Raw genomic sequence first — 22,187 nt, 5'->3', positions numbered from 1 at the left:
CTTTGTTTTTATCGTTATTTTACAATGAATACCGAGGCCGACATTGGCGACAGTGGTATTGTTTCGTTTACTTTAAATTGCTTTTTGTCACTCAGGCGAACAAGGTCTTTTTTGCCTTTCAACATGCGTTGGTATTTACTCAAATTTAAAGACACATCAGGCATATTTGCTTCATCTGATGCACGCTCAAATTGCTTATTCAACACGACCATAAGGACTGGCGAAGCAGAGTCATCAGTGTGACGAAAATAGGTATATACACCATCCGTAGGCGCATAATGCGTTAATTCCCCGTTAAATAACGCTGGGTGTTCCCGACGAAGATGAAGTAGTTCTTTGATCCTAGACGTTGCCCAGCGCTGGCTATCGGTTAAATTGTCTCCCGTGAACGCGTTTGACTTGTCATCGGGCCATCCGCCAGGAAAGTCAGATCGAATAACACCATGATCGTCTGACGTACCATTATCCATTAATATTTCGCTACCATAGAATAGTTGCGGTATGCCACGGGTGGTTAAGAAAAAGGTCATTGCCATATTCCAACGGTGTAAATCTCCACCTACCTGGCTAAACACACGACGCATATCATGATTATCAGCAAATACAACTAAATCATTAGGGTTACCGTAAAGAAAATCGGTCGCCAACGTTTCATAAATCCGCGTTAAGCCAGAATTCCATCCTTCCTTGTCATTAACGCCTCTGATGACAGCATCTTGTAAAGGAAAGTCCATCACACTGGGGAGTGCACTCTCATAACCATCTCGGCGATAGCTCCCTCGCTGCCAGTATGCCGTAATGGCAGGGTTAACAGACCACTCTTCCCCTACGATATTTAATTGAGGGTATTCAGACATGAGACGATGGGTCCATCGCGATAAAAAGTCTTTATCTGAATAAGAATACGTATCGACACGAATACCGCTTAAGTCAGCGTATTCCACCCACCAGATGGCCTGTTGGATTAAATAATTCGCAAGGTGAGGGTTTTGTTGGTTTAAGTCAGGCATGGTTGGTACAAACCAACCATTACTAAATGCTTTTTTGTCTTCGTCTACTGCATGGGGGTCATGAAGAGATTCGCGTTTGTGCGTGGTACCCACAAAGCGGCCGTTGTTATTTATCCAGTCTTTTGAAGGTGCGTCACTTAACCATGTATGACTGCTTCCAATATGGTTAAGTACCATATCCATAATAACCCCGACCCCTTTATCACTCGCTTTACTGCTCATTTTCTTAAACAGCGTATTGGTGCCAAAACGAGGGTCTATTTGGTAAAAGTCGGTAATGCTATAACCATGATAGCTATAATTTTCCATGGCATTCTCAAGCAGTGGCATGCTCCAAATCTGCGTAAAGCCAAGTGAAGAGATATATTCTAAGCTATTTATAATGCCCTGAATATCGCCACCATGACGCCCACCCGCCTTCTCACGTTGAACGCCTTCACGATAACCGGCGACTTCATCATTATTAAGATTTCCATTGGCAAAACGGTCAGGTGCAATAAGGTAAATTGCATCTTTGGCGCTAAAACCTACTCGTTGGGCTGAACCCTCTCGCCTTTTTTGTAATGAATAAGGCACGACTTGCATCGCACCGTGTTTATCAAGAAGCCTTAACGAGAATTCGTGGTCTTGAGCATCGACAAGGTTTAGTGTCGCAAAAAGATAATTATCACTGTCTAGGCGAATGACATTTTCGATTGTGACGCCGACACTATCAGTAGTAACACTGGCATCTGCAATATCGTCGCCATAGAGCATCAGTTCAAGCGTAGGGGACGCCATGCCGCTCCACCAGTGTGGCGGATAAACCGCTACATCTTGCTTGCCTGCCAAAGCGATAGTGGATGTAGCAACCATGTAAACGGTGGTTAGGGTCAGGAAAACCTGGCGCATTGAAATGACTCGCATGCTCACACCATGTTAATTATTCGTTAACTTGGGATAGTACCTGCGTAACGATGTACAGCCAATATTTTGCATACGTATTCACAACACACCGTTTATTACACACCCGTCCAACACGATAAGTTAAAACGAAAACACCTTAGTTTCTAAGCCGTCAAGTGACAGCGTAATGGCATTATTTGCTTTATCTAGCGATGCATTCTCATGAGGAAGTAAAGGCGTGATCGAAGACGCACGAACACCATTCATAAGGTCTGATGGTAGAGTTAACGAGAACGCATCAGCGGGTGACTCACTAAAGTTTGCAACGACAAGAATTCGGTGTTTTCCGTTAACTCGCACAAAAGCAAACTGCTGCTCTGTATAGTTTTCGGTATTCTTGTTCAACGCATGCAGGCTAATATAGCGACCGCTTACCGCAGGATGTCTAGAGGCAATAGCCATGATATTTTCATAAAATTCACGTAGAGACCTTTCTTCTGGAAGTAACGCACCACCATCAAACTTACCGCCATTCATAAAGCGTTGATGCGCCGGCACACCAGCATAGTCAAAAATGGTAGTGCGTGTCGCTCGGCCGAAGCCCATGTTTTCACTGCCGTCTTCACCTACATCTTGCCCAAAATAAAGCAACGTGGGCGATGGACTAATTAACGCACTAACCGCCATCGCGGGCTTACCTTTTTCAGCGCTTCCCGCGAAATCAGGGCTCGCGATGCGTTGCTCATCATGGTTTTCTAAAAAGTGCAGCATATGCGGGGCGATATCAGCAACGCTGTTATGGATATCGACTAGATCGCTAACGTTTCCCTGCCCTTGCATAATCGTTTTTAACGTGTCGTAAAAACCCACCTTGTCATAAAGGTAATCCATTTTTCCTTTATGGATATACTCTCTGTATTTTGATGGCTGATAGACTTCCGCCAACAGCAGTGCATCGGGATCTTTGCGTTTTATCTCGCTGTTAAGAAATGACCAGAACTCAACAGGGACCATTTCGGCCATGTCATACCTAAAGCCGTCCACGCCTCTGTCTAACCAATACAGCGCAATATCTCTAAACTTATACCAAGAATCGGGGAGCGTTTTGTCTTGCCAAAATGTGGCGTGTTCATCGAAAGATTTGTCTGCATAGTGGTCAGGTAACTGAGGAAAATCCAAACTGCCGTCTGGTTTAACGCCATAATTAATTTTTACCGTTTCATACCAATCATTGATATCTGGTTGTGCCTTTCGTGCCCCATTGCCTGTCCATTTTGCGGGATATTCATCAAAGACACCGTCAGCCAGTGGGTGTGACTCACCGCCCAGCACCTTGTAATTTGAATCAACGGGTACAACAAAGGCTTCACCCTTAACGTAGTAAAAGTTGTTGTCCCGAGCGTAAGTAACTGCAGTATTATCATCTTCGCCAAAATCCCTCACGCCATCAGGCGCACTGAGAGAGGCATAGCGCCTTGCAACATGGTTTGGAACAATATCGATGATAACTTTCATGCCATGTTTATGCGTTCTGTCGATAAGCGCATCAAATTCTTGCAGTCTTTTAGCAGGGTCATTCGCCAAATCAGGATTAACGTTATAGTAATCCTTAACGGCATAAGGTGAGCCGGCTCGCCCCTTAACAACGTCGGGGTCGTCCATCGATATACCATAATCGGTATAATCGCCCACGACGGCATGATGTGGTACACCGGTATACCATATATGACTAACGCCCAATGCCTTAATACTTGCCAATGCGTCGGGGGTAAAATCAGAAAACTTTCCAACGCCGTTTTCCTCAATGGTTCCCCAAGGCTTATTGGTATTATTCGTATTACCATAAAGACGCGTAAAGACTTGGTATATGACCGGCTTTTGCTGCATGGTATTCTCATGTGTAGAGGACGCACTATTTTTCGGCGATGGGGGCGGTGTAGAGGTACACCCTATCAACACGCATGACGTGATAGCAGCCGAAAATAAACAAAATATGTTAGCGCGAGAGAAAAATAGTCGATGTTGAATCTGCATGGTAATCCTATACCCAAAGTTTGTAATAGGATACGACGCGTTAATGTAATGTTAAAACAAATGCATACGTATTCAGCGCTTTTTAAGCACCAATTGAAGATGGCACTTCACACCACAATAACGCTACTCGCTTTTTTATGCTGCATTGATGTTCGCTACGCTGCGTTTGCGACGCCGCGCTTTACCCCCTCATCAACACCAGTATCCAACCCATTTCGAATATCATCAAGCATGGGTTTTATCGCATTATCGACAGACTCTTGAAAGTCTTTCAAAGGCGCAATCAAACTATTAACTAAAACACCTGGCGCGATTCGATATGGCGCGCGCAAGCCGTTGTGGTTTATCGCATCGCCGACCTGTTCAAAATGAATACCAAACATTTTTAGACGCCTTGCCAGCTTAGGCTCCATCAGCACGTAAGCATGCTTAACCTTCTCCTTCATGCCTATACTGGCAATCATAAAATAAAGCGCGATAGACAAGTAAGGAAAATGATTTAAGTTAAAATCAGTCGCTGAATAAGGGCTGTCTGCCAACTTTTCAGGTGCCACAATATTTGATTTAAGCTGGCGTAACCTAAACTCTTTAGGAATTGCCAACCGGGATATTTCACAGATCGTTCGCACTTTACGATTGCACGACGCTGCCGATTTAACCTCGTGATCATCGGGTAAAAACTGATTTAAAGGTAACGATTGGTCTGCGTTATTAGGAAGCACAAGGCGTATGGTTCCCGCACACTTCCCCGTAGGAAGATGCTTAATATAACAATTCACGGAAAACTCGTCATACTGGTCAACTTCTTGCTGTTCAGTATTTGTTTCCTCAAATTGCATCTCTTCACAGTAAACGTGATGACGGGTACGAAAGCTTATCTCTTTTTCTTTATCTGTTTTAGCTATCACAAGCGCGTAACGGCTAAAAAAGAATTGTGAGATTGCTTTATCGATACTTAGCTTTTCCCCGAACGAATGCGCAACATCACTATTTGCAACATCATGTGCTAGTGGCAACATCCGATCTAACGTTTCATTGGTAATGCGTTTCACGCGCATAGCCCCCATGTACAATTATAATTCTATGGTTTACGTGGGTCTATTTTCCAGGTCTTATCGACGCCCTTGAAGGGTGTTATAGCAACACGGTCTTTTTCTTATAGCTTATTTTTATTATTGGTATCGCGGCTTTGTCTTATTAATGCATCGCCTGCGGTGTACTCTGACTTCGCTAATCTATCATACAATACAACGTTAGCGGTAGCCGCTAAATTCATGCATGAATAAGTCGGGATGTATACGACATGGTCGCACCATGAAAGTTCACTCGCGCCGACACTACCATCTTCTGGCCCAAACACATAAAACGCGTTTTCTGGGTGGGTAAACTCTGGAAGCGGTATTGCCCCCTCCACCAGCTCAATAGCTACCGTTGTAGCCCCTGCTGGAACGATCTCTTCTAAGCTATCGACACCCACGGTTGGGATGACTTTATGAAACCCTTTAGTATCAGCATGAAACTTTTTTGCATGTCTAAAACGCTCACCGGTATAGAAAACGCTTGCAACACCATAACAGCCTGCAGCCCTAAGTATTGACGCAACATTCGTAGGATTTTTAGGATTAACTAATCCAATACTAACCTGTTGTTTAGGTAAACGATGCTGTTCCAAATGCACTATGCCTTTCGGTTGATAAGTAAGGAAGGGCGATAATGCCACTATTTACAGGGTGAGGCTAGGAACAATTAATGGTTTTTATGGCGCATACGAAGAGGAGTAAATCACGTAAAAGAAGAATAACGCAGCGTCACAAAACACCATGATGGTATTGTTTGTCTAACCAAAAAAAACCGCAGAGATTTCTGCGGTTTTTTCAAGCTTTACCCTTTGGTTACGCTGAGTTTAACGCAAGCTGGGCTCGACGTTACTTTGCCGTTACCGTTAGTGTGGGATTAACGCCATTCGGCCCGGTCACCATAAACTCGTACAGTCCTGAACTCTCAACGTCCAACATAAGATTGTTATTACTAGCCCCCAAGGTTTTTGCAGTACCGACGCTAACGACATTGGACGCAGCATCGTTTGGATTACCAAGGTTGACTGTCGACCAATCTTCAGAGGCAACTTTAAACTCTACAGAACCTGCGCTTAATTCGATATCGACGGTGTAGACTCCATCACCTTGATAATTGAACAAGTCAACAACACCCCACCCGTTCATGCCGCCACGAATGAACACCTCGTTGTCACCAAAAAAGGCTTCTTTGTAAACCGAAAGTGTAGGCATGGTTTTATCAGACATGTCGAATACGAAGACGTAGCGATCTGTTGAATCAATATTTAGCACTAAGTTATCGTTCGTCGCCGCCAGTGCCACGGTGCTGTCAAGCGTAACAACGCGATCGGCATCGTTATTTGATAATGAACCAAAGTTAACCGTAGACCAGTCTTCAGAGGCCACTTTGAACTCGTAAGACCCTGCGGTGATATCTCGAGCGAATGTATATATTCTGCCTCCTTGGTAACTAAAGGCATCGCTTGTTCCCCAATCGTTAAAGGCGCCACGAACAAAAACAGTAGTGCCAACAAACGGTTCTTCGTTTTCAACTGTAAGAACTGGCGCTTCAGAATCACTCGCATCAACCGTAAACAGATACGTTGCAGAAACGGTAGGTGTAAAAGAGAGGTTGGTATTTGTGCGCGCAAGGGTTTTATCAACGCCTTCAAGCATTACACCGTCATCTCCATCAGATGCACCAAAGTTTACGGTTGCCCAATCTTCTGATGCAAACTTAAATCCATACGTCGTATTTGCCTCAAGTGCCGCCGTCACCGTATAAACGCCATTACCTTGATAGGTGAAGGCATCGTCAGTAGTCCAGCCGTTCATATCTCCACGGAGGTACGCGATGGTGTCGCCATAAGGCACAACATCTGGCGCGCCCGATGTTGCGTAGGCGGCCAACCCGTATCCCTGGGCACCAGACTGGGGCTTAACAAATACTGCAATAGTCAACGCGGGAACAGTGAAAGAACCGTTTCCATCCTCTCCTTCCATAAAGTAAGCACCGCGGACGTCACTGTCTACTGAGTTCATTTGTATAGGGTGCAATGAAAATCCAGTAGCGGTATTTACCGAAATCGATTTTTCCTCATACCCAGTGTTTACCAACACCATGACAGCATCGTGCATCATATCAAGATCGTCACGCGCACCGTCACCGTCTTGTACCGCACCATCATCAATACTCATCGCAATGAGGCCTTTTTGCTGACGCGCGCCAATATTGTGAAAACCAATTCTGTCTATAATGTCCGCAGCACTGGTTAATCTAAATAGTGGGCTAGATGTACGTATTGACAACAATTCTGCAAACACGTCTGAAGCAAACATAATGTCAGCCATTGATGCTGCGCGCTCAGGGTCATAAATGAACTCTCCCATCTCGGCCCATCGTGCTTCATTATCTTGTGCCAACGGCAAGCCTACATTCCAATTATTTGTTTCATAGGTGAAATCCACATAATTGAACCAGTCGCCAGAGTCATAGGTGTTTCTATCCATAGACTTTGAACGAAGCATATCGCCACCCATTTGCAAAAACGGAATGCCTTGCGAAACTAGATTAATGCCCATCGCAACGTTTTGCGCTCGCACTCGTTGTTGCAAACTTATATCGTGTGGAAGGGTGTAATTTAGCTGGTCCCACAGTGTCTCGTTATCATGCTTACTTACATAGTTGATAATGTCTGCAGGGTCATCAGCGTAGCCGCCTAAATTGCTTGTGGCGCCGGCAGAGCCTGCTGACGTTTCTAATATGTAGTCTTTTAATGTCCCCGTCATGCCCATTTTCACACGGTCTTGGTCGCTTAACAGTGCATCAGAGTCTGGAGAAAATATATTACCTTGGCGAATAGCTTCTCGAATTCTATCGTTGTAAGTACCAATTTGCGTGCCTGCCATGTTTAATTGGTTGGCCTGCTGATACCCACGATCTATCTTTGTCCATCCTTCTCCATAGAAGTAGTTGTCATCATCTATTGCCTGCACCGCATCGCGAAGACGTACCATGGTGTCTACCGTAGACTGGCTCATAATATCAAAACGGAAAGCGTCGTACTTATAATGCTCGGTCCACACGAGTAGTGAATCGTGCATCAGCTTTTCCATCATTACATTACGTGGTTCAGTATCATCACAGCAGGTTTCGCGCACAATACTTCCTGTGTCCACCTCATACCTGTGATAATAGCCAGGTACCACTTTGTCTAGCACCGACTTTGGAAAAACACCTGAAGCATTAGTATGGTTATACACCACATCAAGCGCCACCCTTAGGCCCATTTCATGGAGCGCTTGGATCATCGCTCTCATTTCAACAATACGCTCTACCCCTTCGGCACTAGATGCATAACTTCCTTCTGGCGCGGTAAAATGATGAGGATCATAACCCCAGTTGAAGGTATCAATACCGCGTAAATCATTAGTGAGTTGCTGTGCTTTGGCTGCTTGCGCAAGTGGATCATAGCTATTATATACATCGATTAGTCGTGTTGATCCCGACGCTTCTTCACACACGGCGGCATCACTGTTTATGCGACATAAATCGGCGACCGTGTTATAAAGATCAATCGTATTGGCATCACTTTCATCAATGGTCGCAATATCATTTGCCGGCAAAATATGGAAGTAATTTAAGCCCGCAGCAACCAATTTTTGGAGGTGCTGTACAGGTGCAGTACCTTCTTCAGTAAACGCTAAGTATTTACCTCTATTGGCTTCACTGGTTGACATATCTCGAACACTAAAGTCACGAATATGTCCCTCGTAAATTACTGCATCTTCTGGGTTGTCAATGGTCGGTATGGTATGACCTTCCCAACCCTGTGGTTTCAAATCTTCATCGGCAAGATTCACAAAACGAGAAAATCGGCCATTGGTGCTTAAGCTTACAGAGTATGGGTCGGTGACTAACAATGTTTCTATCGACCCAGTTACTGGATGGTATACGGTCACTTCATATCGATATAATTGCCTGTCTAAAGACATATCACCGCTATAGTGCCATACGCCTGACGCATCATCCCGTGTCATCGCAACGCGTTCTGATAGCGTTTTATTATCGTTATAGAGCATAAGGTTTACACGTTGCGCGGTCGGCGCCCATAGTGAAGCAGTAATGCCCGCATCGCTATATATACCACCCAACTGCGCTTCGTCAGCATCGTTCTCACCTAACGTATACAGCGCATCAATTACGTTTGGTAATTGAATACCCGTCGCCTCAAGAAGCGTTCCGTCACTGTCATACGCTCCGACAACCGCTTGGCCCGTTAGCACGGCTTTCGCATCATCAGCAGTCCAGGTGCCTTCCCAGGCTTGAAATGACGATAGATGCGGCACACGCGTCGCTTGTTCTTCCGTTAACGCTGAAGACATTAGTTCAACGGCGGTTCCATTAATGCCTGCTTCTAGCGTACTTTCTAGCGATGCATCAATGGCATAATGCATTTTTACTACCGCAGCCGCTTCAGGCACGTTCCATACAATGGTATTTGTGTCTATCCAGTGCGCACCGAACCCTTCAATATCTACTGGCTGAGGACCGAGTGACATAATGGGATATTCAAATAGCGTGGGTTCACCCGAAAGTGTGAAGTTCATACGGGCGAAGGTTTCATCATCTTGAACTAACGACGCTTGAAAATCCCCTCCCCCCATTTCTTTTCCTGCGTCATCAGTACCTTTGTGAATGATAAAGTTATGACACGTTCCAAAGCCTTCTTTAAGCTCTAATACCCAGTAAGCACCGTAGTTAGGGTCGATACCCGTGTGCTGGCGACCATTCGCCCAATCTGTATCAGCGTCAGCGTAGGCATCACAGCTGTCGTTATTCCAGGTGTGTAATCGCCACCCTTCGTACGCTGGGTCGCTTGACGTGTTGTCTGCATCGACCGCTGCGCGATTATAATACAGAACCGCTTGTGAGCCTGATGGGAAAAAGTTGGGGAGTGGCAAATCAGGATTTGCACCCACGACACAGGCATCATTGGCTTCATTTGGAACGGTAGGTGCGTCGCATTGTATAGGTGGAGGTGGTACGCAACTCGTCCCCGACGAATCGGGCACATTGGGTACATCACAGGTAAGTAAGTTGTTTGCACCAGACTCAACGTCTGATCCGCCACAGCCGGCAATGGCAAAAGCGCCGATAAGCGGCAAAGCCAAACGCCATGTGCTATGTCCATGTAACATAGTGTTCTCCTGAACGCATTGTTTTGAAGTTGTTTTTACGCTAGAAAATAAGGGCAATGAGATGAAATTTTTCATAATTGATATGTCATCCCTAGGTAGTATTGCGTACCAAAAAATTGAATCGTTCCGGTTTGTTCAGGCGAAGAGAAGTAACTCTTAGTAGGTTCATCGGTAAGGTTATTTACCTGAAACAGTACGCTCCAATTATCGTCAATCGCATAAGAGGCTTGATAATCCACTACAAGCTCTGAATCAAAGTTTGTGACTTGCTCATTCACCGCGACTTGTTGAGACACAAACGCATCTCGGTAACGGCTAGACAAGCGTGTTTCGAACCCCTCGTGTTCCCAAAATACCGTAAGCGTTGCTACGTTCTCACTAAGGCCGGGAAGATCAGCAGCATAAATATCATTACCCAATGTGCGTTGAATCTCACTTTCCGTGAACGAGTAACTTGCGCTTACCCCTAAGCCTGACCACCACCCAGGTAACATGCTATAAATTTGTGTATAAGCAACTTCAAGGCCGCGAATGTATCCGCCTTCAGCATTGTTCACCGCCGTGCTGTAACTACCATTTTCAGTTGGTACCGTTACAAATAGCGGGTTGCCATTTTCGTCAGTGGCTAACTCAGCTTGTTGCCCGGCAAATTCCGGGGTTAAGAAAACAGGAACCTGCACTGAGTCAGGAACAACAATGCCATTTGCTGCAAAGTTGTACGGTTCGATTTCAATGTCTTCAACGAAAGAGTCTATGTTTTTGTAGAAACCTGCGACCACAAAGGCCCCTTCACTTTCACTGAAATAATACTCCCACGACAGGTCGTATTGCGTTGCATAGAAAGGCTCTAAATAAGGGCTATTTCTCGCACTACCATTTACCCTTGCGGTCGGCTGTGAAAGAGAGACTTCACCCGAGTCCCTATCTTGAAACGCTGTGACGGTTTCAATGGTTGTAGACGCATTGGCAGCAAATCGATTGATAGGCGCACGCCCCATTACTTTTGCCGCAGCAACACGAAGCTGCATATCATCGGTTAGTTTAAAGTTAAGGTTAATTGAAGGCAGTACATCATCATATTCATGACTCACAATCGCTGGGCTGTAAAAGTTATTGATTAACCCGGCTTCGTCGGTAATGTTTTGTGCACCGAGTGTGGGATCGCTAACTTCAACCTGTGCACCGGTAGTTGGGTCGGTAACGATTCGTGTCGCGCGGTTTAGAGTAGTAGAGCTCTGCTTAGTTTTGATATACCGAACACCTACATTACCGGTAACCGGTAAATCGCCTATCTCAGTATTAATGTTTGCCATTAAATAAGCGGAGTTAACCGTTTCAAATACATCGCCGCTTTCTTGAAGTGTCCATGCCGTAGCTGGGCCGGTGCCCGGTCCATTGATAACACCTGCTGCACCTGGGCCCCATGTTTGCACAGGTTGTGGCCGACCATTTGGAAACCACGCGTCAAGCGCTTTGTTTAGGTCAACAGATAAGTAGCTAGGGAAGTAGCCGAAAGCGCCAGACCAATTTACCTCCTCTACCATATCATCGGTCAGTTTCAGTGGTGGTTCACTAACTGAGAATGCACCATCGTTGCCATATTCAAATACTGAGCGATCGTTGAAATACTCACGGTCAGAATAACGATAACCAAACTCAAAGCCAGAAATAATAGGAACATCGACATAATATTGAAAATCAACGCGGTAGGCGTCTAGTTCGTCTTTATTTTCAAAGGGGTAAATACCGTACTTACTTACCATGACACGGTCTAAATCCGTAAACGCATCGTTTTGATTAAACGCTAAATCGGGTAAGTTTTGCCCATTGAGTAAATAAGAGATTTGAACGTTTTCATCAAAGACAGGGCTGGCAGCATTGGCATCTTCACCGACCAACGACCACAAAAGGCCATTTCGAAAATCACTTTGCGCACTTGAACGCGACACATCGAAATTCACCACGAAGTCTTCGGATATTTCCCAATTGGCGTTTATGCCAAAGTTTTCCACGCTGTCAAAGTCTTGGTTATCATCATTAACTAATTCAACACGTGTAAAACTCGTATCGGTGCGCGAGAATGTGCCGCCAATCACGCTATTATTGACCACTACAGGGTTAGTAATACCCGCTTGAATCCCCCCTAATTTAACCCTAAACCCACGGGCGAACGCCTCTGAATCAAATTTAGAAATAAATGCATCAGCTTTCAATGTAAAAGTATCTATGGGTGCCCACTCTATCGCGGCAATGTAGCCGTCACGGGTTTCCTCACCACCTTTATGCTGCATTTCAAAACCTTCTGAAATAAGCTCACATTCTGGGCAATCGGTTCCGGGGCGATCGTTATCGCCTTGTACACCATCTACGTCCACTTGGCCGTTATATGCAAGACCGATAAATTGGGTTGACACACTAGGTTGAAATAATCGCGCATACCCTAGGGATAGCCCTAATGTGTCATCCATAAACTTCCCTTGATAGGAGAAGCTAATACGATGTCCAAATTCAGTTGCATCAGACACTTCTGACGCACGATCGTTATACATACCACGGACATTGGCACTGAATTTATGTTGTTGGTCCATCGCTAAAGGACTAGCAGTACGAAGTTCAACAGTACCAGCTATCCCGCCCTCAATTAACGACGCTTTTGGTGATTTGTAAACCGCCGCTTCACTGATAAGTTCAGAAGGGTATTGGTCAAACTCAATTGCTCGACTACCACTGGTTGACACTTGCTCGCGCCCATTTAGGGTAGAAAAAACGAAGTCTCCCGATAGACCACGAATATTTATTTGTGCTGCCTGTCCGCCAGTTCTCACCGCGGATATCCCCGGTAAGCGCGTTAGGGCGTCAGCCATAGACACATCGGGTAGGCCCCCAAGATCATCAGCTGATATTTGTTCAGAAACAGTGTCTGAAAACCGTTTTTGGTTTAATGACTGAATAAGGCTTGTACTAAAACCACGTACTTCAATACGTTCGACGGCCTCAATCTCAGGGCGCTCAACATCTTCAACCGACGTTTCAGATGATTCTTGGGCGTACAGCGGAATGGCTGTAAACGCTACACCACTGGTGATAAGCGCAGCCATAATCGAGCTGGGTTTGAATGTTTTCATTGGTGTCCCATTCCTTAGTTATTATCGACATTGTTAGGAATACCACACCCAAAAATGCCTCTTATGGTTCAACAACAAAGTCTATAGGTTTGTATAAAAACAGAGCAATGGCATGCATACGTATTCATTAACATAAATGAAACATTTTCTGCGCCATTGCCTTTTATTAATAACATTTACATAACATGCGGACACAAAAAAGGGCTACTTGGTAGGTAACCCTCTTGAACTTCAAGTAAGACTAAAATACTGATTTACATGGGGAAGCGCTTGTTAGCGTTATTAACCATGCCCATAATATACTGATCATGGCTAGGTAATTGAGCAATCGGTTCCTGCTTTATCGATAACAAATTAGTTAACATTGAATGCAGCTTTTCATCCGGCATGCTATTAACTAAACCGTGATAATCACGAGGCGTTATGCCTTGACCAACCATAACTTGAAGCCAAGAACTTTCTAAAAATAAATCGTTCTGTTCCCTAACCAAGCTGCCCGTTTCTTTGAATAGCGCTATTTTATGCTGCAGTGAGTCGGGTAACGTCAAATTACGCATATCATTGAAAAACTGACTGTCGTTGCGTTCATTTACCGCATAATGCAACACTAAGAAGTCGCGTATCTGCTCAAACTCTAACTCAGATTGTTTATTATATTCTTGCTCTAGATGTGGAGCGAAACCATTGTGTGGAAATAGCTGAATCAACCGTACAATTGCAGATTGAATAAGGTGGATACTGGTCGATTCTAACGGCTCAAGAAAGCCGCTTGATAGCCCGACGGCTACTACATTCTTATTCCACTGTTTACGTCGTCGCCCCGTCGTGAACCTGATTAATTTAGGATCGCCAATTGCCTTAGTCTCTAAATTATTCATTAGCGTATCATGTGCCTCATCGTTACTTATATAACGGGACGAGAACACGTGGCCGTTACCATTTCGGTGCTGCAGCGGAATGCGCCATTGCCATCCTGCGTCGTGGGCAATAGAACGTGTAAATGGTGAGGTTTTTTCGTGGCGCTCAGACGGAACCGCTATTGCACTGTCGCATGGCAACAGATGCGACCAATCATCGTACCCTGTACCTAATGCTTCATCAATAAGAAGGCCCTTAAAGCCAGTACAGTCAATGAATAGGTCAGCCTCAAGCTTTCTATTATTATTAAGGGCAAGCGACTTTATATACCCACTATCATGAAAGCGCTCAACACGTTCAATAGTACCTTCAACACGCTTGACGCCCATTTCCTCGCTTAAACGGCGTAAAAATTTAGCGTACAATGTGGCATCAAAATGGTAAGCAAACGGCAGCTCTAACACCGGATCTTTTGCATTTACCTGAGCAAACTTCCCCGCCTTGGCCGCTAAATAGTTTAAGTCGTAATCCCATAAACTAGCATCATGCCCCAACGATTTACCTTTCAACCAGAAGTGATGAAAATGACAGAACGCCATGCTCTTACCCGGAGCACCGAACGTGTGGTAGTAGCTATCCCCTTTCGTTTTCCAGTTTTCAAACCGTATTGCAAGTTTTACTGTTGCTTTGGTGTCCCTAATAAATTGCGCTTCATCGATTCCAAGTACTTGGTTTACTAAACGAATAGGTGGAATGGTAGCTTCACCAACACCAACAGTTCCTATTGAGTCTGACTCGACTAAGGTAATTTCGATCGAGGACGCTAACATTTTTTTCAATAAGGCCGCCGTTAACCAACCTGCGGTTCCTCCGCCAGCAACAACTACCCTTTTGATAGGCGTTTCAGTAGGGATATGCATAGTATTCTCATTAATTAAACAGTGTGTAGTAAAGCGTTCACCTCACCACAAGCATAAAGATATGGCGTGTTGCCCATACCTGTCACTCATTTTCGATAGGCAGTGATAACCTATCAAGTACATAATAAAAAAGCCACTTTCAGTCTGCACTACCGTGCAGCGTGATAAGCGGCTTTTTTCGTTACCTGAAGCTTAGAACTTGTAGTTAAAGCCTAGTAAATAGTTAGTACCATAACGCTGGAACTGGGTGATTTGACGTGCATCGGTGCTTGATGCTTGAATGTCGTCTTCATCCGTTAAGTTCTGCGCTTGAAGGGTTACGCGCAAGCCTTCAAGATACTCAATGCCAGATTCACTAAAATCATACCCGATTTGCGCATCAACGAGCGTACCGCCTTGTTTAGTGGCATCAACCAATGCCAAACTCAGACCACGCTCTTCTGTTAAATACTGATCGCGCTTGGTTGCAGCAACACGGAATTCAAACCCTTTATTTTCATAAAAGAATGTCATGCTATATGACTCTTCCGATAGACCTGGAATACGTGTTTCCGTTTGGCCTGGCGCAGGGTCAACTTTACCGTCCATAAACGTTGCACTAGCGAATAGTCCAAAGCCCTCTAGTGAGTCATGAAGCAGCTCACCCGGTAATGAACCTTGAAGTTCATAACCACGAACAAAACCTTCAAACCCGTCTAACACACTGCCTACTGAACCTTGGAATGTACCCGGCGTTTGGCCTTGAGAACCTTGGTGAAGGTCTGGAATATAAACATCAGAAAAATCAGTGATGACGCTAGTATCACGGTGCCAGTTCTTAATGTCTTTAAAGAAGAAAGACACAGCAACATAACCGGTATCGGCGAAGTAATTCTCATACGCCAAATCGAATTGATTTGATTCAAGAGGACGTAATTCAGGGTTACCTGCGCTTCCACCCCACGGGCCATTTCTAGGGTCTGTGCTAACAATTTGATTATCGTTAAATGCAAACGATGCCTGCGTATTAGGACGCATATCATCCATGCGTGGACGTGAGATAACCTTGCCTAATGCCAAACGTACAAACTGATTTTCTTTCACTTCGGCAGATAAGTTTAATGTGGGTAACACATCTGTGTAATCGGCTCCGCCCGTTACCGGAACGGCAACCGTAAATCCATTAGCATCAGACGTTGTAGAAAAACCGGTAGATTGCTGATCAGCATTAACCACTTGAACGCCAACGTTACCTCGGATCCAGATGTCACCCAGTTCCATCTCAAGGTCAAGTTTGGTGTATAACGTTAATAGCTCTTCATCAACGGTATAGCTATCACCTAAACGGTCGTTTTGAACTAAACGTGCATCGCTAACGGTATAATATCCGCTGTTGTAAAGCCCAAGCGAGTCGTAAGCTAGAACGCCATCTATTCCTATGAAATCAAGGTTAACTACGCCTAATACCTCAGGGATTGATGCATCACCAGGGTAGCTAGGAGCGGTAAGATAAGCACCGTTATTTTCTTTTGTTTTGCTACGGTCAGAATAGATAACACCCGCCGATACCCCATTAATTACACCCCACTCAACAAACCCGTTAAGGTCGAAGCGGAACGTATCAAGATCTTCATCAAACGTTGGCTGGTTGACAAAGCCATCTTGTGCATCTGGTTGAAGTAGTGGTGGCGCGCCCCAGGCTTGTGGACCTGCTAAACGGATAATGCTCGGGTCAGTCAAATCTACCGGTGCGATTGTCGGATGATCTGAATATACCGCGCCTGTTGATGTCATTTCCCAACTACGCGCAGAAAGTGGACGACCATCTATCCCTGCACGACCAACACCAGAATAGCTCTCAACATCAATGATTTCTTTTTCAACTGAACCGGTTGAGTAATCAAACTCTGCAGTCCATTCATCATTAATTTGATATTCAGCGTGAATACCTACCGTCGATAGCGTTGCATCTTGACGACGAGCATCGTTTCTTACCACACTGTGGAACCCATCAGTAAAGCCAGACGTCACTAAACCATCTTCAACACCCGTTATGGTGTAAGCACCCGTACCCCACTCAGCGCCGCCCTCTTCTAGTCCACGACGGGTATCTTCTTCTACGAAATCAATATAAAGCGCGTCGAGTTGAACATTAAGCTTATCTGTTGGTGCCCATTCTACAACAGCTGCAAATGAATCACGCTCTAACATGGCTGAACGTTGGAACGAATCTGTGCCGCCTAGCACGACCGTACCCGCTGGGACATCAACGGTATCGGTTGCGCGACGATCACTACCGGTGTTGACATCTGCATAACCCCAACCGCGGAAATGTTGTTCTTGGCGTGGCGACTCCATGCTTGCAACGGTCAGTGCCAAGCCGATGGTATCGTTAGCAAACTGATCAACATAATTTAATGAGATGCGGTGACCGTTATTGTCGAAATCAGGGTTTGGAGAATCTTCAGCATTCTTCTCAAATGAGCCATTTACCGTAAACGTGCTTGATGCAGTTAACGGGTTAATGGTTTGTAAGTCGATTGAACCACCAATATTCTGTGTGGTCATTCCCGCTTCAGGTGTTTTATAAACTAAAATATTAGAGATTATCTCTGTTGGGTATAAATCAAATTCAACACCACGGTTATCGCCCATCCCTAAAAGTTCACGACCGTTTAATGACGTACCAACATAGTTTTCATTGAAACCACGAACCGATATACCACTCGTTCGTCCATTACGGCGCTCACCCGTTACACCAGGAAGGCGTGCGATTGACTCAGCAATACTAGTATCTGGCAACTTACCAATGTCTTCAGCAGATAACGCTTCAACAATTGACGTACTGTCCATCTTAATAGCTTGAGCGCGTTGCAAGCTCCCGCGAATGCCGCTTACCTGAATAACTTCTAGATTTGCTTCATCAATAGCATCAGCGTTAGCTTCTTGCGCAAATGCTTGGGCATTTGAAAACGCAACGCCACCAGTAATAAGCGCAGCTTTTATAAGATTGGGTTTAAATTGTTTCATAAAACGGGTGTCCCATACGGTTATTGGAGTAGTCTTATTATTTTTATAATGACAGTGTATTTGATGACCGTAATGCTATAGACGACACACCTTTTGCACAATTGCTTGCATACGTATTCAATAAAATTAATGCAACACCCCATTAACATTAAGCAAAAAAAATAACACGTAATTTAACAACAAAAACGCTTTTAAATCGGGGCTTACAGGCTAATTGGCGTAAATTAATTACAAAAATAAGAAAGTAAATGTAAACAAAAAAGGTTAGGAAACCATCTTTAAAGCAAGGATTAACATAAAAATACATGAGTCGAAAACAGGTGGGTAAGCGTTTGAAGGCCATAAAAAAAGCCCGCATAAATGCGGGCTTTTTGAATACGACTAACGAGATTACCAACCAGTAGTCTCGCGAAGTGCTTTGCCGATTTCAGCAAGAGAGCGAACCGTTTTCACGCCCGCATCTTCTAATGCTTTAAACTTCTCATCTGCAGTACCTTTACCGCCAGCAATGATTGCACCTGCGTGACCCATACGCTTACCTTCAGGTGCAGTTACACCCGCAATGTAAGATACAACAGGCTTAGTTACGTTAGCTTTGATGAATTCAGCAGCTTCTTCTTCTGCTGTACCACCAATCTCACCAATCATAACGATAGCTTCTGTTTGAGGGTCGTCTTGGAACAACTGAAGAATATCGATGAAGTTAGAGCCAGGAATTGGGTCGCCACCAATACCAACACACGTAGATTGTCCAAAACCTTCGTCAGTAGTTTGCTTAACCGCTTCGTACGTAAGCGTACCAGAACGAGAAACAATACCAACTTTACCAGGCTTATGGATGTGACCAGGCATGATACCGATTTTACACTCACCCGGAGTGATAACACCTGGGCAGTTTGGACCAATCATGCGAACGCCTTTTGCATTTACGTATTCTTTCACGTAAAGCATGTCTAGCGTAGGAATACCTTCAGTAATACAAACGATTAGCTCGATGCCAGCATCGGCAGCTTCAACGATTGAATCTTTACAGAATGCAGCAGGTACGTAGATAACCGTTGCTGTAGCGCCAGTTGCTTCTACTGCTTCACGTACTGTATTGAATACTGGAAGACCTAAGTGCTCAGTACCACCTTTGCCTGGTGTTACACCACCAACCATTTGCGTACCGTATGCAATCGCTTGCTCTGAGTGGAAAGTACCTTGACCACCAGTAAAACCCTGACAGATTACTTTGGTATCTTTATTAATTAATACTGACATTATTTGCCCTCCGCAGCAGCAACAACTTTCTCAGCTGCATCAGTTAGCGACTCAGCAGCAATGATATCAAGACCTGAGTTCGCTAGAACTTCACGGCCAAGCTCTGCGTTTGTACCTTCAAGGCGAACAACAACAGGAACACTAACGCCAACTTCTTTAACCGCGCCAATGATACCTTCAGCAATCATGTCACAACGAACGATACCGCCAAAGATGTTAACTAGAACAGCTGAAACGTTGTCGTCAGAAAGGATGATTTTGAATGCTTCTGCAACACGCTCTTTTGTCGCGCCGCCACCAACATCTAGGAAGTTAGCCGGCTTACCGCCATGCAAGTTAACGATATCCATCGTCCCCATTGCTAGGCCTGCACCGTTAACCATACAACCCACGTTACCGTCTAATGCAACGTAGTTAAGTTCAAATTCTGCTGCGTGAGCTTCACGTGCATCTTCCTGTGTAGGATCCTGCATCGCTTTTACTTTTGGTTGGCGGTATAACGCATTACCATCAATAGCAACTTTTGCATCAAGACAGTGAAGATCACCATCATCTTTGATAACAAGCGGGTTGATTTCGATTAGTGCTACATCCAACTCTTCGAACATCTTAGCTAGGCCAAGAAAGATCTTTGTGAATTGCTTGATTTGTACACCAGAAAGACCAAGTTTAAACGCCATTTCGCGCGCTTGGTAAGGCTGAGCACCAACGATTGGGTCGATTTCAGCTTTAAGGATTTTTTCAGGTGTTTCTTCAGCAACAGTTTCTATCTCAACGCCACCTTCAGTAGATGCCATAAACACAACACGTCGGGTTGTGCGGTCAACTACTGCACCAAGGTACAATTCGTTTGCGATATCAGTACATGTTTCAACAAGGATTTTGCTCACAGGCTGACCATTTTCGTCAGTCTGGAATGTCACCAAATTTTTGCCAAGCCAGTTTTCAGCAAACGCGCGAATGTCGTCTTTGTTTTTAACTAGCTTTACACCGCCAGCTTTACCGCGACCGCCCGCGTGTACCTGACATTTTACTACCCACTCTTCTCCGCCAACTTTGTCGGCAGCTTCTACAGCACCTTGAGGAGTGTCTGCTGCGTATCCTTCAGAAACAGGCAAGCCGTATTCTTTGAATAGCTGCTTACCTTGGTATTCATGCAAATTCATGGTGTTTCTATCCGATTTTTAGTAAGACAAAAGCCGCTTTCGCGACTTGATTAGTTTGGCTGATATTTTAGGCTAAATATCAGCGTTGTATCGAGAGCGCGTTAAGTTTACACAAATCGCGCTCTCAACCACAATTACGTGAGACGAAAGTCTTATACGTCTAATAGTAGACGTGTTGGATCTTCTAGCATCTCTTTTACTGTTACCAAGAAGCCTACAGACTCTTTACCATCAATAATTCTATGATCGTAGGAAAGTGCCAAGTACATCATTGGTAAAATTTCTACTTTGCCATTAACCGCCATTGGACGATCTTGGATTTTATGCATTCCCAAGATAGCGCTTTGCGGCGGATTAATGATTGGTGTAGACATTAGTGAACCAAATACACCGCCGTTAGTGATGGTAAAGTTACCACCTTGAAGGTCAGCCAACGCTAGCTTTCCATCACGGCCTTTCAATGCAAGTTCCTTAATTCCTTTTTCCACACCGGCCATACCAAGCGTGTCAGTATCTTTCAATACCGGCGTAACAAGACCGCGAGGCGTTGAAACCGCGATAGAAATATCGAAATAGTTATGATAAACGATATCATCACCGTCAATTGACGCGTTGACTTCAGGGAAACGCTTAAGCGCTTCAGTGACCGCTTTCACATAAAAAGACATAAACCCTAAGCGAATACCGTGACGTTTTTCAAAGCTATCTTGATACTGCTTACGAAGGTCCATAATTGGCTTCATGTTTACTTCGTTAAACGTAGTAAGCATAGCAGTAGAATTCTTAGCTTCAAGAAGACGGTTAGCAATGGTTTTACGAAGACGTGTCATAGGAACACGTTTTTCAGTACGAGTACCCGTTGGTAACTCTGCAGCGACTGCATCATCGGTAGCTGGCGCAGAAGTAGTCGAGCTATTACCACCTTTCAGATATTTTTCTACATCTTCTTTGGTAATACGACCATTTTTGCCCGTACCCTTAACTTTAGACGCATCAACACCTTTCTCGCCAAGTAAACGACGAACAGAAGGGCTAAGCGCATCGCTGCCTTCTTCACCGTCATCAGAGTCATCAGCAGCAGGAGCAGACGCACTAGAAACCGCACCTTCAACAAACTTCGCGATTACTGCCTCAGCGGTAACCGTTGCACCCTCTTCAGCAATAATTTCTGACAACGAACCATCTGCAGGTGCCACAACTTCAAGCACTACTTTGTCAGTTTCAATATCTACAAGATTTTGATCGCGACTTACCGGTTCGCCGACAGCAACATGCCAAGTGGCAATAGTTGCATCAGCAACAGACTCTGGAAGCACAGGCACTTTTATCTCTGATGATTTACCAGAACTTTGCGCAGCAGGTGCTTTGTCAGCACTTGCACTAGGAGAAGCGCTAGATGCAGAAGCGCCTGCCTTGCCTTCTTCAAGTTTTGCAATAATTTGCTCACCTAAAACCGTTGCACCCTCTTCATTTAGGATCTCACCAATCGTTCCATCAGCTGGAGCTACAACTTCCAGCACAACTTTATCAGTTTCAATGTCAACCAGGTTCTGGTCTCGTTTTACTGCATCACCGGCCTTAACGTGCCAGGTTGCAATGGTGGCATCGGCAACTGACTCAGGTAGAACCGGAACTTTTATCTCAATTGTCATTACTGTTC

General features: G+C 44.8%; 11 protein-coding genes. All 11 read right to left on the bottom strand.

Annotation, left to right across the window (positions count from 1 at the left end; all coding sequences use genetic code 11):
* Nucleotides 1-14: 14 nt before the first annotated feature.
* The 11 genes from AC27EZ_RS11260 to odhB all read right to left on the bottom strand — a co-directional run bounded on the left by AC27EZ_RS11260 (nucleotide 15) and on the right by odhB (nucleotide 22,179).
* Nucleotides 15-1,916: a glycoside hydrolase family 13 protein gene (locus AC27EZ_RS11260; RefSeq protein ID WP_487135399.1), complete on the bottom strand. Its 1,902-nt coding sequence runs from the start codon at nucleotides 1,914-1,916 to the stop codon at nucleotides 15-17.
* Nucleotides 1,917-2,036: 120 nt separating this feature from the next.
* Entirely contained in the window at nucleotides 2,037-3,929 is a 1,893-nt protein-coding gene (locus tag AC27EZ_RS11255) for an alpha-amylase family glycosyl hydrolase (RefSeq protein WP_487135398.1), read from the bottom strand.
* Between the two features lie 155 nt (nucleotides 3,930-4,084).
* Complete coding sequence (locus tag AC27EZ_RS11250) at nucleotides 4,085-4,981, bottom strand: PEP-CTERM/exosortase system-associated acyltransferase (protein ID WP_487135397.1); 897 nt, start codon at nucleotides 4,979-4,981, stop codon at nucleotides 4,085-4,087.
* A 104-nt stretch (nucleotides 4,982-5,085) separates the two neighbouring features.
* Complete coding sequence (locus tag AC27EZ_RS11245) at nucleotides 5,086-5,601, bottom strand: RNA methyltransferase (RefSeq protein WP_487135396.1); 516 nt, start codon at nucleotides 5,599-5,601, stop codon at nucleotides 5,086-5,088.
* Between the two features lie 253 nt (nucleotides 5,602-5,854).
* A complete protein-coding gene (locus AC27EZ_RS11240) occupies nucleotides 5,855-10,186 on the bottom strand; it encodes an alpha-1,6-glucosidase domain-containing protein (protein WP_487135395.1) in 4,332 nt (1,443 codons plus the stop codon).
* Between the two features lie 71 nt (nucleotides 10,187-10,257).
* Nucleotides 10,258-13,311: a TonB-dependent receptor gene (locus AC27EZ_RS11235; RefSeq protein ID WP_487135394.1), complete on the bottom strand. Its 3,054-nt coding sequence runs from the start codon at nucleotides 13,309-13,311 to the stop codon at nucleotides 10,258-10,260.
* Nucleotides 13,312-13,565: 254 nt separating this feature from the next.
* A complete protein-coding gene (locus AC27EZ_RS11230; protein WP_487135393.1) occupies nucleotides 13,566-15,089 on the bottom strand; it encodes a tryptophan halogenase family protein in 1,524 nt (507 codons plus the stop codon).
* Nucleotides 15,090-15,281: 192 nt separating this feature from the next.
* Nucleotides 15,282-18,098, bottom strand: a complete 2,817-nt coding sequence (locus tag AC27EZ_RS11225) for a TonB-dependent receptor (protein ID WP_487135392.1) — start codon at nucleotides 18,096-18,098, stop codon at nucleotides 15,282-15,284.
* Nucleotides 18,099-18,488: 390 nt separating this feature from the next.
* On the bottom strand, nucleotides 18,489-19,361 hold the full coding sequence (gene sucD, locus AC27EZ_RS11220) for a succinate--CoA ligase subunit alpha (RefSeq protein WP_487135391.1): 873 nt from the start codon (nucleotides 19,359-19,361) through the stop codon (nucleotides 18,489-18,491).
* Nucleotides 19,361-20,527, bottom strand: a complete 1,167-nt coding sequence (sucC, locus tag AC27EZ_RS11215) for an ADP-forming succinate--CoA ligase subunit beta (protein ID WP_421131475.1) — start codon at nucleotides 20,525-20,527, stop codon at nucleotides 19,361-19,363. Before sucC ends, sucD begins: the two co-directional genes overlap by 1 nt.
* Before the next feature lie 152 nt (nucleotides 20,528-20,679).
* Nucleotides 20,680-22,179: a 2-oxoglutarate dehydrogenase complex dihydrolipoyllysine-residue succinyltransferase gene (odhB, locus tag AC27EZ_RS11210; protein WP_487135390.1), complete on the bottom strand. Its 1,500-nt coding sequence runs from the start codon at nucleotides 22,177-22,179 to the stop codon at nucleotides 20,680-20,682.
* Nucleotides 22,180-22,187 lie beyond the last annotated feature (8 nt).

It is taken from the genome of Alteromonas sp. 4NH20-0056 (genome assembly GCF_057539655.1).
This window is presented reverse-complemented; position numbering and strand designations above follow the sequence as displayed.